Below are 16,080 nucleotides of genomic sequence, written 5' to 3' on the forward strand. Positions count from 1 at the left end.
AAATGTATCGAAAAATAAAAGAATCTTATCAACCATTGCATTACCAGCCACGCAGCTTACAACACTTCGATCGTATTCTCAACTTTAAAACTGGTTTCTGACTATCCTTGCGTCCGGGAATGAAAAAAAGGAACAAAGTATTTTTCCATTGTTCCTTTTTTTGTTATTTTCCCAGCCCTCAATCTACAGCTTGACTTCGATATCTACGCCGGCTGGCAAATCCAGTTTCATCAAAGCGTCAATTGTTTTGGCCGATGGCTGGTGAATGTCGATGATGCGGCGGTGCGTGCGGGTTTCAAAGTGTTCGCGAGAATCTTTGTCTACGTGGGGCGATCGCAGCAAGCAGTAAATCCGCCGTTTTGTCGGTAGGGGAATCGGGCCGATCGCTGTGGCTGCTGTCCGATTTGCTGTATCTACAATCTTTTCGCAGGATGCGTCTAGAATTCGGCGATCGAAAGCTTTGAGGCGAATGCGAATTTTTTGTTGTTGAATTGTTGCCATTTTTGTTTCTTGAATTTTCGAGGTTCAGTTTATTTTTAGTCATTAGTCATCAGTCATCAGTCATTTGTTATTTGTTATCTGTTATTGAACATTTAACCCATAACTACTAACAACTGGCCACTAACCTATAACTACTCACTACTCACTAAATAGCAGAAAAGCCTGATTACATTTGGCGGCTTTTCTGCTATTTAGTCTGTTATCGGATTCCTACTTGAGGATTTTGGAAACAACGCCGGCGCCTACGGTGCGGCCGCCTTCGCGGATAGCAAAGCGCATTCCTTGTTCGATCGCGATCGGGTGAATCAACTCAACAGTCATTTTGATCCGGTCACCTGGCATCACCATTTCTGCTTCACTACCGTCATCAGCGGTGAACTGTGCGATCGTGCCGGTCACGTCAGTGGTACGGACGTAGAATTGAGGGCGGTAGCCAGAGAAAAAGGGCGTGTGCCGGCCGCCTTCTTCCTTCTTCAGGATGTACACTTCAGATTCAAACTGAGTGTGAGGCATGATGCTTTTCGGCTTGGCAATCACCATTCCGCGCTCAATATCCGCCTTTAAAATCCCCCGCAGCAGTAGACCCACGTTGTCGCCAGCCAAACCTTCTTCCAGAGACTTGGTGAACATTTCCACACCAGTCACTGTAGTGCTGCGAGTGTCCTTAAGACCCACCAATTCGACTGTTTCGCCGACTTTGATAGTTCCACGTTCGATCCGGCCTGTGGCGACAGTACCCCGACCAGTAATCGAGAATACGTCTTCAACTGCCATCAAGAAAGGCTTGTCAACTTCGCGTTCTGGGGTGGGGATGTAAGCATCTACTTCTTCCATCAGCTTGTAGATTTTGTCAACCCACTCATTTTCGCCCTTGACAGTCTTGGGATTAGCAAGCATCGCTTCGAGAGCTTTCAATCCCGAACCTGTGACGATGGGGATGTCATCGCCCGGAAAATCGTAAGAGCTCAAAAGTTCCCGAACTTCCAGTTCTACCAATTCCAACAGTTCAGCATCATCCACCATGTCTTCCTTGTTCAAGAAGACAACCAGGCTGGGAACGCCAACTTGCTTAGCTAGCAGGATGTGTTCGCGAGTTTGAGGCATGGGGCCGTCTGCCGCTGACACTACTAGGATGCCGCCGTCCATTTGAGCTGCACCGGTGATCATGTTTTTCACATAGTCAGCGTGTCCGGGACAATCTACGTGGGCATAGTGCCGACCTGTTGTTTCGTATTCCACGTGAGCAGTATTAATCGTAATACCCCGTGCTTTTTCTTCTGGCGCAGCGTCGATGTCGGCGTAGTTCTTAGCCTTTGCTTGACCTAGTGCAGAGAGAGTCATCGTAATCGCGGCGGTCAAAGTTGTTTTGCCGTGGTCAACGTGACCGATCGTGCCGATGTTTACGTGGGGTTTATTCCGTTCAAATTTTGCGCGTGCCATTCTCGATTTGTTCCTTGTTTCTTTTAGCGATTTTAGATTTTAACATTTTAGATTTTCGACTTTGGATTTCATCCAAAATCCAAAATCTAAAATTCAAAATCGTTAGTTACCTTTGTTCTTAGCGATAATGGCTTCAGCCACATTTCGCGGCACTTCTTCGTAATGGCTGAATTCCATTGTGAAGATGCCTCGACCTTGGGTTTTCGAGCGGATATCAGTAGCGTAGCCAAACATTTCTGCTAGTGGAACTTTTACAGAAACTTTGGCTATCCCCTGATCCGTCTCTTGACCTTCGATCTGACCCCGACGCGAGTTGAGGTCTCCGATGACGTTCCCGATGTAATCTTCGGGAACTTCCACCTCTACTTTCATCATAGGCTCTAGCAGCACTGGCGACGCCTTCATCACGGCTTCTTTGATCGCCATTGAACCGGCGATCTTAAATGCCATTTCTGAGGAGTCTACGTCGTGGAAAGACCCGTCTACCATAGTAGCTTTGAGGTCAATCACGGGATATCCTGCTACAATACCTGATTCGCAGGCTTCTTTCATCCCTTGTTCTGCCGGGCCGATGTACTCTTTGGGTACAGTGCCACCAACAATTTTGGAGACAAATTCAAAGCCGCTTCCGACTTCGGTGGGTTCTAGTTCGATCACGACGTGACCGTACTGACCTTTACCGCCGCTTTGGCGGATAAATTTACCTTCGGCGCGGACGGCTTTGCGAATAGTTTCGCGGTAAGCTACTTGTGGCTGACCCACGTTCGCTTCTACTTTGAATTCCCGCAGCATCCTGTCAACCAGGATTTCCAGGTGCAGTTCGCCCATACCGGCGATGACTGTCTGGTTGGTCTCTGGGTCAACGTTGACTCGGAAGGTGGGGTCTTCTTCCGAGAGCGACTGGAGGGCTTTGGAGAGCTTCTCCATGTCTTGTTTGGTTTTGGGTTCGACAGCCACCGAAATGACTGGCTCTGGAATAAACAGAGATTCCAGAATCACTGGCGCTCCTTCTTCGCAGAGGGTGTCGCCGGTGAAGGTGTCTTTCAAACCCAAGGCTGCTCCCAAGTCTCCTGCCCGCAGTTCCTCAACTTCTATCCGATCGTCCGCTTTGAGGACAATTAGGCGAGAAACCCGCTCTTTTTTGTCTTTGGTGGAGTTCTGGACGTAGGTTCCTTTTTTGAGGATACCGGAGTAGACGCGAACGAAGGTCAGGCGACCGTAGGGGTCAGCCATGATTTTGAATGCCAGGGCTGACAGAGGCGCATTGTCGTCTGCAAATCGTTCTGCTGTGTCGCCGTTGGGCAGGAGTCCTTGAATTGGAGGAACTTCCAAGGGCGACGGCAGGTAGTCGATGACTGCATCCAACAACAACTGAACGCCTTTGTTTTTGAAGGCAGAACCGCACAACATGGGGACGATCGTACCTTCGACAGTGCCGTCACGCAGGGCCCGGCGGATTTCGTCTTCCGTTAACTCTTCGCCTTCGAGGTATTTCTCCGTGAGGGCGTCGTTGGTTTCTGCTACCGACTCGATCAGCTTGGTGCGGTATTCTACCGCTATATCCTTTACTTCATCGGGGATTTCTACTTCCTCGATGTCGGTTCCCGTGTCGTTGTTGTAGATATAGGCTTTCATTTGCACTAAGTCTACAATTCCCCGGAAGTTTTCTTCACTGCCGATCGGGATTTGGATGGGTACGGCGTTCGCTCTCATGCGATCGCGAATTTGGCCGTAGACTTTGTAGAAGTTTGCCCCCATCCGATCCATTTTGTTGACGAACACGATCCTCGGTACTTTGTACCTATCGGCCTGTCGCCAAACTGTTTCGGATTGCGGCTGCACTCCCCCTACCGAGCAGAACACTGCGATCACTCCGTCGAGCACTCGCATCGAGCGTTCGACTTCGATCGTGAAGTCTACGTGTCCGGGAGTGTCGATGATGTTGATTTTGTAATCTTTCCAACTGGTGGTGATAGCAGCGGCAGTAATCGTAATTCCCCGCTCTCGCTCTTGCTCCATCCAGTCAGTGACTGCTGTTCCCTCGTGCACTTCACCCATTTTGTGAACCATGCCTGAATAGAACAGAATTCTTTCAGTTGTTGTTGTTTTGCCCGCGTCTATGTGGGCTGCGATGCCGATGTTGCGAGTTTTTTCTAGCGGGACGGTACGTGCCACAGCTACCTCCTTAATCTTGTGTTGCTGTTATAATACTATTATACTACACAGTAACCCTATTTTGCACTCCCCAGTGACTTACAAAAGTCTCTGGAGCTTATTGTTACATTTTAATATTTTTTGCAAGATTTGTTTACAAAAATATTAAGGATGCGACATGGAGGATTCAGAGAGTGCGTAAATCTTGAGTGTGTGAATTTTGATTTTGGGAGTTTTGAGTTTGCTTCACCAATGACAACTGCGCCAAGAGAAGCAATCTCAACACTCAAAACTTACACTTTCCAATTTCTCACCCGATGCTTTTATACCGCACGATCGCGCTCTTCTCCATGCCCGTTGTTGCAGTTAGTAGCGGTAGTGAGCAAAAGCCTTGTTAGCTTCAGCCATCCTGTGAGTTTCTTCGCGCTTGCGAATAGCACTCCCTGTTTCGTTAGCTGCATCCATCAGTTCGTTGGCTAGCTTGGCTGCCATCGAGCGGCCGGTGCGGGCGCGGGCAAATCTGATCAGCCAGCGGAGGGCGAGGGTGGTACCGCGATCGGAACGCACTTCCATTGGCACTTGGTAGGTGGCGCCACCTACCCGGCGGGCTTTGACTTCGACTAGGGGTGTCGCGTTTTTGACTGCTTTTTCAAACAAGTCTAACGGTTCAGCCCCTGTGCGTTCTTGGATGGTTTTGAGGGCGTCGTAGACGATGCTGGAGGCAACGGATTTTTTGCCGTGCTGCATGATCCGTCTCACCATCATGCTTACCAACCGGCTGTTGTAGGTTGGATCTGGTGGAACTGGACGTTTTTGAATAACTGTGCGGCGAGACATAGTTCTATTTTGGATTTTTGATTTTGAATGATTGAGTTTGGGGTTTTGGGATCGCATTTCGATTTATGACGATCGAGCGTGCAATTGAGCGGCGCGATCGGATTTTTTTTTGCTTCCCAACCCCGACGATCGGGCGAGTTCCGTGTTATTTTTTCTCTTTAGGACGCTTGGCCCCGTATTTGGAACGACCCTGCTTGCGGTCTTTCACCCCAGCGGTGTCTAATGTACCCCGAATGATGTGGTATCTAACTCCGGGCAGATCTTTTACCCTACCGCCCCGGATCATTACTACCGAGTGTTCTTGCAAGTTGTGACCGATCCCTGGGATGTAGGCGGTGACTTCAAAACCAGAGGTCAGCCGTACCCGAGCCACCTTCCGCAGCGCCGAGTTGGGTTTTTTCGGGGTGGTCGTGTACACTCTGGTGCAAACTCCGCGGCGCTGCGGGCAACTCTTGAGAGCTGGCGATTTGGTTTTTTTCTGCGTTTGTTCCCGTGCTGAACGGATGAGTTGCTGAATAGTGGGCATGAGTTACGGCATTTCTAGCTTTTTGCTGAATATAGTGATTTGGCTGTATCCGCACTGAAAGTCCCTTCCCCTCTGGGGGGACGGGATGAATGAAAATAATTATGGGTAAGTGAGGATACCAGACTCTGTATTGTACACGACGCGAGTTTCTTTGGCAAGAAATTTGCGCCGCCCGCGCTCAAACTTCCTTCCTTGGTGCAAGTTGGGAGGGGGCGAGCGCAACGGGAGAATGGTATGTGACATCGTATAATTTAGGCGCAACTATGATGATTGTCACAGCCGTCAGCAAAATTTATGACGATCGCAAAAGCGCGATATGGCGATCGAATTACCATTAGTTAGGAGAGGCGCATTAACTCCAGCCTGGGATCGCATCACAGTCTATAGCCGATCTACATCACATAAAGTTATCTAAAATTGCCGGACAATAAGAAATATACATTGAGTTGACGGCAGATGACAACCAAAGCTTATATTCCTGAATATAAAATTTCCGAACTTTACTTGAACATTTGGAAATCCGGTAAGATCGATCGCACTGTGTTCCAGCAAATTCAATACGCAATTAATTCTCACAGTTTAAAAAGTTCAGAGGAGCGAAAAATTGTCAGCAGGTTGCTGTACGCAGTACGGCGGGGATGGGTGTCAGTCATGGACTGAGTTGCTTGGGAGTTTTGAGTCAGGGCGCGAGATTGCTTCGTAAGTCCCCCGGCGTAGCTGCGTCAATGAGTTTTGAGATTGCTACCCACTTGCCATCCACAGAGCGCAACACACACGGGGTGCAGGAGTTGTGAGCTAAAATCTCATCCAGAAAATTTAGAGGACTCCCAAATAGATGCACCCCTGTGGAAAGGCAATATAAAGGTAAAAGGATAGGGTATGTTTAATTCAACAGAACTTCTGATCGAGGCTTTCATCGAACAACTTCAGAACGGTTACAGCCGCACTTACGGAGGCTACAAATCAGACTATGCTGACATTATTGCCTGGGTGGGGGCAATGGCGTTAGAAAACATCGCCAACAGCGACGCTCTTTATCACAATGTAGAACACGCCATTTGCATTAGCTTAGTCGGTCAAGAAATCTTGCGGGGAAAACACATACGCAAGGGCGGAGTTTCCTGCGAAGATTGGCTGCACTTCATCATTTCTTTGCTGTGCCAAGACATCGGATATGTCAAAGGAGTTTGCCGGCAAGACCAAGAATCAGAAGGATTGTATGCTACGGGAAAAGATGGCATGAGAATTGCACTTGCTCCCGGTGCAACGGCGGCCAGCCTAGCTCCTTACCGAGTTGACAGAGCTAAATTGTTTATTGACGAGCGCTTCGGCAACCACAAGCTAATTAATGCTGAGATAATTAAGCAGAACATAGAACAAACTCGTTTCTCGGTGCTTGACGGTAACACAGACGAGGATGCAGGTAATTATTCTAGTTTAGTGCGCGGTGCTGACTTGATAGGTCAGCTCAGCAACCCCCAATATTTGCAGAAAATTGGCGCGCTGTTTTACGAGTTAGAAGAAAGCGGTGCTACTAAAGTTTTGGGCTACCGACATCCGGGCGACTTGCTGCAAAGCTACTCTAAGTTTTACTGGAGCGGCATTTATCCTCACATCAGTGAATCTCTCGGTTACTTGCAGTTGACACAGGAAGGCAAACAGATTGTTGCTAGTTTGTACGCTAACATATTTCGGATGGAACACCAACGTTGCGATTCTTCTGAGGTTGCTTGATTGCAAAAATGAATTCAGCAGTCAGCAGTCAGCAGTCAGTTGTCATTGGTTATTTGTAGGTGCTAATAACTAACAGCTCATAACGAATAAAAAAGCACCAATTACCAATTACCACCAATTCCATATTACCTAAGTGTATTTCATCCAAATCAACTAATTTCCTCATCAATTTCTGAATGATATCTGGGACACAACCAATTGCTGGGTAGCAAAGAAGGCCATCCCTCCCGCAGCGCTTCCAAACAAACAGCACGCACAGTTAATTGACAGTCAAGCAGTTCTACCCCAGCTTTCTCAACTTGCTTTTTGCCAATTTTAAAAATTGATTCATCGCTAAATTCAAAGGTTTTGTGACACTGAATACAAACCAGATGGTGGTGGTGGTGTAATTCCGGCAAATTCAGTTCGTAATGTTTGTGTCCTTCTGCTAATTCTAGTTCACGCAAAATTCCTATCCTTGCTAATAAATGCAGCGTTCGGTAGACAGTAGACAAGCCAATTCGTTCTCCTTTATTCTGCAAAGTCCTGTATAATTCTTCCGCACTTAAATGATGACCTTGCCGCAGATTTTGAAAGACACCCAAAATAGTTTCTCGCTGGGGAGTCAGGCGACAGCCTCTCTGGTTTAGTTCGACTTTGAGTGAGTTGGCGCTGTATAAATTCATATTCGTGAATAAATAAAAAAGAAGTAAGAAAGATTTCGTGAAGAAAGAAGAGTTTCGTGATTCATCATTAATGGATCTAGCTACTTATCCCTGTTGGTAAAGGTGTAACTGGAGGATTAGTTTTCGGTATTTCTATGTAAGCTTTGTGAAGCTTTGAGCAATGTTGCTGACAAGAATTGGCTAAACAAGTTTTCGGTTCAAAGTCAGTACAGCCGATCGCCTCCTCAGTACAAGCAACGCACGGCCGCACAGTACACTTGAGGCGGTAGTCATTAGTAAAAAACTCGCAATCCGAACACGGAATCTGATGCAGCCGCCGGAGTTGATAGACTCCTTCTCGCAGCGCTACTGCAACACTCCACAAAAACAGAACTATCACAGTCACGATACAGAAACAGCAAATAAAAACACTCATAAACTAATTTTCTCTCTTGGTACTTACAAATTCCAAACTGAAGTAAGATAAGCAAGAAACTTTAACTTTGTTTCTTGCTTATCTTACTTAAATTGCATTCAGCTTATATTAATGCGGGCGCGAAAAGCGTGCCAAATGTGACCGGCAAGCGCTATTATACCCAAGAAAAATTGTGCATTTGTCAGTGCGAGCCGATCGCTCCCATAGAATTCTACAGGATAAACAGTCGTGTTATATCCCGCAAAAGCACAGGAAACAAAAGCCATAAAAGCCAAAGCCCCCAAACTGTAAGCAAGAATAGCATCGGCATTAATAATTAAAAGTCGCTTGGCCCAAGGAAAAGGCTCAACGCGAGTGTGCCACGCGCCACCTGCAATTAACATTGCACCAATCCAAATGTGACCCCCAATAACATCCTCCAAATTATTAACAGCAGCCATCCCTAAGATTGTCCAGCCGCCGTTAGCAAATCCCAACAGATAGCCAAAAATTGTTCCCAGGTTCAAATTAGGGTTAGCAATCAGGCGGACATCGCCGATCGCGCTGTCATAAATTCCCCCAAAATACATAGCTTTCAGGACTAATAGAAATGCACCCAATCCCAAAATAATTAAGTGACTTCCCAAAATAAATCCCAGCTTCTTAGCATCATTCCATTCGTAGTGAAACAGAGCAACAATTCCGCCGCTGTTGTGCAAAATCGCAGGGCCGCGAAACACATGAAAAAGACCTCCCGCACCCAAAACAGCAGATGCAACTAAATGCAAAATGCCGATCGCAAAATAAGGATAAGTATCAATCACCGCACCTCCCGCACCAACACCCCAACCCAAAGTTGCTAAATGCGGCAGTAAAGTGAGGTTTTGCTCGTACATTGGTATATTTGGTACAAAGCGAGTAACTTCCGAAATAGTAGTTGCTCCCGCCCAAAACATAATCAAACCCGCGTGAGCAACATGAGCACCCAACAACCTACCCGACAAATCTGTTAAGCGGGCATTACCCACCCACCACTTAAAATTCGTTTCATCCTTTCCAAAGTCGTTAATGCTAGCAATTGTCACAGTTCTTTTCCTCGTAAAATTAATAGCTGGGCAATTTTTAACTTGAATCTTGTTGCCCTTCGCATTCCTTGCAGAGTTTTTGGAACTAGGCAAAATTTTAATAGGACTTACGAATGGGGGCTCAGAAACCGGGTTTTTTACGAAAATAGTTCGTTGTCACTCGTAGATTCAGTAAAAACCCGGTTTCTTTGGTGGGAGTGCGTCCAGGATTGCTTAAGTATTACGACTCAGTTCCCACCGCATTCAAAGAAGTTTCAACTTGCTTGAAATTGAAGCCGATCGCCCGAAGAGCGTGCCACAGATGACCTTGCAAGAAGAAGAAAGCCAAGAAGAAATGAGAATTAGCCAGCCAGCAGCGGGGAGTGTGAGCGCCCATCGGTAGGGCGATCGTATCTGCAAAATAGGGGGTAATACCCAGCTTGGTTTCGAGTACAGGCCCGTAGAATTCAACCGGATAAGCTAAAGTATTCACTGCACAGAAATAAGCCGCTGTAAACCCTGCTAAAGCAATACCGCCGAGAGAGTAGGAAAGAATAGCTTCCCCTGAGAAAATCAACACTCGCTTAGCCCAAGGAAAAGGCTCTTTGACGATGTGCCAAACGCCGCCGAGAATCAGCATAACGCCGACATAAATGTGACCGCCAACTAAATCTTCCAAATTATCAACACTGGCAAAATGAGTTTGATAGCCGTAGATAACTAACGGATCGAGAGTAGGACTCACAACAGTGCGAACTTCGTGAATTGTCGAGTCGTACAAACCGCCCCAAAACATCGCTTTTGCTACCAGCAGCAGCGCCCCCGCGCCGAGGAAAAGCAGGTGGTGTCCTAAGATGAAACCCAGCTTTTTCGAGTCGTCCCATTCAAAGTGGAACTTGGCGGCGCGACCTTTAGCATCTTTCAAATTTTTAGGCGCTTTAAAGGTGTGAAATAAAGCACCAGCACCCAAAACAGCAGATGAAATGAGGTGTACCATTCCGACCACAAAATACGGATAAGTATCCACTATCTGGCCGCCCGATCCTACACCAAAACCGAGAGTAGCTAAGTGGGGGAGCAAAATTAATCCCTGTTCGCCCATAGGGATGGCTGGGTTGTAGCGAGACAGTTCAAACAGAGTAAATGCTCCGGCCCAGAAAGTAGTTAAAGCGGCTTGAGCGACGTGAGCGGAAATGAAATATCCCGAAAGATTGGCGAACCTGGCATTGCCGGCCCACCAGTCATATTTTACCTTGGGATTGTCGTAGGTTTGCATCGTTTGTTGTTTCCTTGTTGTACTTGTCAGGCTTGAGATAAATTGAGCTGTGACTTGGGGAGAAACCGGATTTCTTGAAGGTATTAGCGCCGCAATTAGCGGGCAGAAACCCGGTTATTTAGCATTGCCGATCTTCCTCAGTTCACAACACCTCGGAAAATTGCATCAATGCCAGCAAAATTGTCTAGCAGCAAATAGGCGAGGAAAGCTCCGCTGGTACCTCCGAGCACAAAACCCCCCCGGAATAAACTCCAATCTTCCGGCGTTTTGTGCCAGTAAAGAACTTTACCCGCTTCGATGTTCCGATTCTCGTAAATCGAGAGGCCCATTGACAAAATCAAGACTAATGCCAGAGTTATCAGCAATGCTGCCAGCGGTGCTAAACCTTTTTCTTGCAAAGGCAGCAATACTGCAAAAGCTCCTACCAGGAAATAGCCGTGAGCCAAACTAACTTCTAATCCCCTGACTATGGGAGACAATCCCTTGCGGTAAATCGGCAAATTCCGCAAAAAAGTTACAGTCACATCTGAAAAACTCACTGCGGCTGCTGGTTGAGCTTGAACCCGATCGGACTTTTCAACATTGCGGGCAGTTGCCGTTACAAATTCGCCCGATCGAAAATCAAACCCCGCTGCTTTTGTCCGAACCCGCAGCGCGTGCCAGATGTGACCCGAAAGCGCCAAAATCGCTAAAACAAAGTGAGTTGTTGCCAGCCAAGTCCGCGAAGAAACAACCGCTGCATCTGGGCCGGTCAAACCCACAGGGCCGTAGAAAACCTCTGGATAAACAGTGTCATTTACAGTCACGAAATAGGCAGCCAAAAAGCCCATATAAGCCAGAGCGCCCAAACTGTAAGAAAGGTAAGCTTCCCCAGACCAAAAAAGGACTCGCTGGGCCCAAGCAAAAGGCTTGGTGAAGATATGCCAGAAACCGCCAAGAATGCAGAGCAAGCCAACATAAATGTGACCGCCGACAACATCTTCTAAGTTGTCAACTGCTGCCATTCCTTCCGGGCCGTGTACGGGCAAGAGATAGCTGAAAATGCGGGCGGGATTGAGCGTCGGTTCGCTAATTATCCGCACATCTGCGACGTGGGGATCGTAAAGACCGCCCCAAAATAAGGCTTTTGCCACGAACAACCAAGCACCAGCACCTAACAGCAATAGGTGAATGCCGATGATGGTTGTCATCTTGTCTTTGTCTTCCCAGTCGTAGCCGAAAGAACCGAAGAAAGTTTTGTTTTGCGGCAATACTTTCGGGCCGAGCAAGGAATGGTAAAGCCCGCCTGCACCGAGAACGGTAGAGCTAATTAGATGCAAAACTCCGATGACGTAGTAGGGATAGGTATCAATAATTTGACCTGCTTTTCCTACTCCAAAACCCAAACTTGCCAAGTGCGGCAGCAGGATTAAACCTTGGTCGTACATCGGCAACTCTGGCTTGAAATTCGAGAGTTCAAACAAAGTCATTGCCCCGGCCCAGAGTACGATTAAACCTGCGTGAGCTACGTGAGCTCCCAAAATTCGCCCTGAAAGGTCAATGAAGCGGGCGTTGCCGGCCCACCAGCCGTACTCGCTTTGTGGGTTGTCCGGTTCTGGAATTAAATTCGGATCTGCTATTCCTTGCATTTTTGCTTTCCTCCTGATGCGGTTAACTGGCTGGACTGGCTGCAATTGGGCCGCCCCCTGGCTGGATGTCTTCGCGCATTGGCTGCACGACTTTGCCTTTGCGGAAGTCAAATCCTGCGGCTCGCAGGGCGTGCCACATATGTCCTTGGAGGACGAAGAAGGCGAGCCAGAAGTGGGTGTTAGCCAACCAGACGCGGGAGGTCAGCATTCCTTCGCTGTGGAAGTAGGGAAATTGCTCGAAGCCAATTTTTAGGGCCGGCCCGTAGAATTCCTCTGGGTAAACTAGGGTATTGACCGACACAAAGTAGGTGGCGATGAAGCCCATTAAGGCTAGGGCGCCGAGACTGTAGGAGAGGTAAGCTTCTCCTGACCAGATGAAAAGGCGCTCCGTCCAAGCAAAAGGCTGGGTGCGGATGTGCCACAGCCCGCCGATTATGCAGAAGATTCCTACCCAGATATGGCCGCCGACAACATCTTCGAGGTTGTCAACTGCGGCGAGCCAGTGTTTGCCGCCTGCACCGAACAGGTAGCCGAAAATGACAGCGGGGTTGAGTGTGGGTTCCGAAATTACCCGCACTTGCCCGACTGTGGTATCATATAAACCACCAAAATACATAGCTTTGGCCACCAACAAGAAGGCTCCGATACCCAGCAAAACTAGGTGGATGCCCAAGATGGTGGTCATTTTGTCTTTGTCTTCCCATCTGTAGCCGAAGAAAGGAGTTCTTTCTTCGAGGGTGGCTTCTCCTTTGAGGGAGTGGAAGATACCGCCGAAGCCGAGAAAGGCTGAGCTGATTAGGTGTACAACACCAATTTGAAAGTATGGATAGGTATCGACAATTTTGCCTCCGGCACCGACGCCCAAGCCGAGTCTGGCTAGGTTGGGCAGCAGAATTAAGCCTTGTTCGTACATGGGCAATTCTGGGTTAAAGCGGGAAAGCTCAAACAGGGTATAGGCTCCCGCCCAGAGGACGATGAGGCCGGAGTGGGCGACGTGAGCACCCAGCAAACGACCGGAAATGTTAATTAAGCGGGCGTTCCCAGCCCACCAGGGAAAGGTTTCTCCTTCGGCTGGGAAGGATTTTTTTGCCATGCTTGTCACGGCTAGTTACCTCTTGAGAAAGATGTCAATTGAGTCTTAAGCTTTTGCGGCTTATTGATATAGATAATCAACAATTTTGAAAGTTTAGTCAAGTCTTTTTGAAAATTTTTTTCACTTATTTTAGTTAAGTTATGTAAATAAATCGCTCAAAAGAGCTTACAGCTAAAGTTTTAGGGGGTTTGAGCGATCGGCTCTCACAAGCTTTATTACTGGTCTAGGTTGACAGTCAGTAAATATTTATAGATTTATTGATAAAGTATTTTATTAAGGGGTGGAGATTGAGTGGCTTGGACATTTCAAATCAAAAGCCTGAGAGCAAATGCTCTCAGGCTTTTCTAGCGGGATTTTTAACTGCTTGTTGCATCTGGGGTGCTAGCTCAAGCAGAGGATTTGGTTTCTTCAGCTACTTGTTCGTTGTTGGGCAACTCCAGGCAATAACCAGCCCCGTATACGGTTTTGATGTACCGAGGATGGCGGGGATCGGGTTCCATCTTGGTTCTCAGGTGTCTGATGTGTACGCGAATAGTTTCGATGTCGTCGTCGGGGTCGTAACCCCACACTTCTTTGAGAATTTCGCTGGGAGAGACTGTCTGACCGTGGCGCTGAAGCAAGCAGTGCAGCAACTCAAACTCTAGGTGGGTCAGTTTGACTGTCTGAGCGTACCAAACAGCTTCAAACCTTTCGGGGACAAGGGTCAGCGGGCCGTAATTCAGAATTTCGGAGTGTTTGGCCGCTTGGGGAATGCGGTCTGTGCGCCTTAGTAGAGCTCGCACTCGGGCTAGCATCTCTTCTAGTTCAAAGGGTTTTGTCAGGTAGTCGTCGGCGCCGGAGTTGAAGCCTTCTACTTTGTCTTGAGTTTGACTTAAGGCTGTCAACATCAAGACGGGAATGTCTGAGGTGCGATCGTCACGCCGCAAACGCTGACATACGGTGAATCCGTCTACTCTAGGCAGCATGAGGTCTAGGATGATCAGGTCGGGGAGCAGTTGTATTGCTAGTGCCTGACCTTTGATGCCGTCTTCTGCCTGGGTGACTTCATAGCCAGCCATTTCTAGGTTGACGGCTACAAGTTCGGCAATCGCCGCGTCATCATCAATAACAAGTATCCGGGGCATCATTATTTATCTCACCGCTAACCGAATGGCAGATCCTACAGCCTTCTGGGGGTTCCAGGTAACTTTAACGAACAATTTTTTAATTTTAAGCTTCATTAAGGATTATAAGGTTGATTAAGAACTTTCGGGACTCTGTAAATATTCTTGTACTTATTATAAGCGATAAGAGCGCATATCAGAAAAATGTTTACTCCAAATCTGGCTGGGGGCAGATTTGGGGTGGGGAAGAACAGCCTTAACTTTGGCAGGATGCGCCTGGGTCCTCACAGGCTCGCCCTAACGGTAGTCCGCGTCTTGCATTACCCTGTTAACCGTTAACTGTAAATTTTTTAAGTTAGTTAATTTTGCTTACAAAACTTTTGTGTTTTTTGAGTGGGTAGGGCTGGCTTTTTTGAGGAATTGACGGTATTATTAAATAATAATAATATAAGTATTTATGTGATTAATGAAAACTATTACCATTATTAAATTATGACCTATAAAAGTCAAATAATCAATCCCGCAACCTGAAAATTTTTGGTCAATTTTTTGCCTGTGGGGCTAATATTTAGGTTGCCCTGGAATCAGCAAAACAGCCGATAAAAACCACTTGCATACTTACTGAGGGCGAGTTTCAGATCGAGCTGGCTGAGTATTTTTGTTGGGAACACTCGCCTGAGAGCTTAGTTTTTGGAAATAAAGACCGCCGATGGTGGCTAAGAATATTGTGTAAGCCGCTGCTTGGACGAGATAAACTCGATCTCTATATCCAAACAGTGCTTTGAGAATCACTCCCGGAAATTGCCGATCGGGCAAAATGTCCGCTGCATTCCACACCAGAGGCCCTAAAATACAAGAGTGGAGTGGTGCGAGGCGATCGTAATAAAAACAAATCGCTGCATACTTGCTATTCATCTGCGACAAAATTCCAACGGCTTGGTCAAAATGCTTGAGTGCAGATACTGCCAAACCTGCCACGATTAACAGCAACAAAATCCCCATAAACTTGAAAAACAGGCGGATATCAATTTTGACACCCCACTTGAACAGTAGCGCGCCAATGATTGCCGCCCCAGTCAAACCGCCCAAAGCACCCAAAGCGGGACTCAAACCTTGTTGAAATTGAGCGCTGACAAATATAACTGTTTCAAAACCTTCGCGCAGTACCGCAATAAAAATTAAGCCAAATACACCCCAGCCGGCATTGGTATTTTCTGTCAAAGCTGCTGTAACTGCTCCTTCAACTTCTGCTTTGAGAAAGCGAGCTTGCTGAGTCATCCAAATTAGCATCCAGCTTAGCATGGCGATCGCCACAATGCCCAACACGCCCTCCAATAGCTGTTTAAGGACTGGTGCGTAAGGCTGCTCTGATGTTGATAGTGCTGCGAGCAATCCATTGAATACAACACCCACAAAACCGCTAGCAGCCATGCCGGCTGCGATACCTGCATAAACCCAAGAATTGAGGTGACTTTGCTCGGCTTTTTTGAGGCAAGCTAGTACAATTCCGACGACTAAGGCGGCTTCTACGCCTTCACGCAGGGTAATTAAAAAAGTCGGTATCGCTTCACTAAAATTCATTTTTTATAATCATGGGGCAGGGGTATGAGGCATCGGTCATTGGTGATTGGAAATAATCAATAACCAATAACCAATAACAATTAA

The 16,080-nt window shown here is 47.3% G+C and carries 15 protein-coding genes; 2 read left to right on the forward strand and 13 right to left on the reverse strand.

Features of this window, described 5'->3' with window-relative positions:
• Window positions 1-183: 183 nt before the first annotated feature.
• The 5 genes from rpsJ to rpsL form a co-directional block, all read right to left on the reverse strand.
• Window positions 184-501 (reverse strand): 30S ribosomal protein S10, encoded by a 318-nt coding sequence (gene rpsJ, locus QUA50_RS04215; protein ID WP_006632193.1) that lies wholly within the window; start codon window positions 499-501, stop codon window positions 184-186.
• A 210-nt stretch (window positions 502-711) separates the two neighbouring features.
• Complete coding sequence (gene tuf, locus QUA50_RS04220) at window positions 712-1,941, reverse strand: elongation factor Tu (protein ID WP_190660866.1); 1,230 nt, start codon at window positions 1,939-1,941, stop codon at window positions 712-714.
• Window positions 1,942-2,043: 102 nt separating this feature from the next.
• The gene (gene fusA / locus QUA50_RS04225) at window positions 2,044-4,116 is read right to left on the reverse strand and encodes an elongation factor G (RefSeq protein ID WP_333260550.1); all 2,073 of its coding nucleotides are present in this window, start codon (window positions 4,114-4,116) and stop codon (window positions 2,044-2,046) included.
• Window positions 4,117-4,461: 345 nt separating this feature from the next.
• Entirely contained in the window at window positions 4,462-4,932 is a 471-nt protein-coding gene (rpsG, locus tag QUA50_RS04230) for a 30S ribosomal protein S7 (RefSeq protein ID WP_006632196.1), read from the reverse strand.
• A 145-nt stretch (window positions 4,933-5,077) separates the two neighbouring features.
• The gene (gene rpsL / locus QUA50_RS04235; protein ID WP_006632197.1) at window positions 5,078-5,458 is read right to left on the reverse strand and encodes a 30S ribosomal protein S12; all 381 of its coding nucleotides are present in this window, start codon (window positions 5,456-5,458) and stop codon (window positions 5,078-5,080) included.
• Between the two features lie 456 nt (window positions 5,459-5,914).
• Here rpsL and QUA50_RS04240 point away from each other — a divergent pair, with 456 nt between their 5' ends.
• Both QUA50_RS04240 and QUA50_RS04245 read left to right on the forward strand, forming a co-directional pair.
• Window positions 5,915-6,118, forward strand: a complete 204-nt coding sequence (locus QUA50_RS04240) for a hypothetical protein (protein WP_015174049.1) — start codon at window positions 5,915-5,917, stop codon at window positions 6,116-6,118.
• Between the two features lie 219 nt (window positions 6,119-6,337).
• Window positions 6,338-7,192: an Npun_R2479 family HD domain-containing metalloprotein gene (locus tag QUA50_RS04245; RefSeq protein ID WP_333059034.1), complete on the forward strand. Its 855-nt coding sequence runs from the start codon at window positions 6,338-6,340 to the stop codon at window positions 7,190-7,192.
• A gap of 149 nt (window positions 7,193-7,341) precedes the next feature.
• Here the strand turns inward: QUA50_RS04245 and QUA50_RS04250 are convergent, their stop codons facing one another.
• The 8 genes from QUA50_RS04250 to QUA50_RS04285 form a co-directional block, all read right to left on the reverse strand.
• Window positions 7,342-7,857: a transcriptional repressor gene (locus QUA50_RS04250; RefSeq protein WP_333260545.1), complete on the reverse strand. Its 516-nt coding sequence runs from the start codon at window positions 7,855-7,857 to the stop codon at window positions 7,342-7,344.
• 76 nt (window positions 7,858-7,933) lie between these two features.
• Window positions 7,934-8,272 (reverse strand): hypothetical protein, encoded by a 339-nt coding sequence (locus QUA50_RS04255; RefSeq protein WP_333260543.1) that lies wholly within the window; start codon window positions 8,270-8,272, stop codon window positions 7,934-7,936.
• 98 nt (window positions 8,273-8,370) lie between these two features.
• Window positions 8,371-9,336, reverse strand: a complete 966-nt coding sequence (locus tag QUA50_RS04260; protein WP_333260540.1) for a chlorophyll a/b binding light-harvesting protein — start codon at window positions 9,334-9,336, stop codon at window positions 8,371-8,373.
• A 220-nt stretch (window positions 9,337-9,556) separates the two neighbouring features.
• A complete protein-coding gene (locus tag QUA50_RS04265; RefSeq protein ID WP_333260537.1) occupies window positions 9,557-10,591 on the reverse strand; it encodes a chlorophyll a/b binding light-harvesting protein in 1,035 nt (344 codons plus the stop codon).
• Window positions 10,592-10,728: 137 nt separating this feature from the next.
• Window positions 10,729-12,219, reverse strand: a complete 1,491-nt coding sequence (locus QUA50_RS04270; RefSeq protein WP_333260535.1) for a chlorophyll a/b binding light-harvesting protein — start codon at window positions 12,217-12,219, stop codon at window positions 10,729-10,731.
• A 22-nt stretch (window positions 12,220-12,241) separates the two neighbouring features.
• Window positions 12,242-13,312 (reverse strand): chlorophyll a/b binding light-harvesting protein, encoded by a 1,071-nt coding sequence (locus tag QUA50_RS04275; protein ID WP_333260533.1) that lies wholly within the window; start codon window positions 13,310-13,312, stop codon window positions 12,242-12,244.
• 386 nt (window positions 13,313-13,698) lie between these two features.
• Window positions 13,699-14,436 (reverse strand): response regulator transcription factor, encoded by a 738-nt coding sequence (locus QUA50_RS04280; RefSeq protein ID WP_333260629.1) that lies wholly within the window; start codon window positions 14,434-14,436, stop codon window positions 13,699-13,701.
• Window positions 14,437-15,033: 597 nt separating this feature from the next.
• Entirely contained in the window at window positions 15,034-15,996 is a 963-nt protein-coding gene (locus QUA50_RS04285; protein WP_333260530.1) for an FTR1 family protein, read from the reverse strand.
• Window positions 15,997-16,080 lie beyond the last annotated feature (84 nt).

It is taken from the genome of Microcoleus sp. M2_D5 (assembly GCF_036701935.1).
Taxonomy (GTDB): domain Bacteria; phylum Cyanobacteriota; class Cyanobacteriia; order Cyanobacteriales; family Microcoleaceae; genus Microcoleus.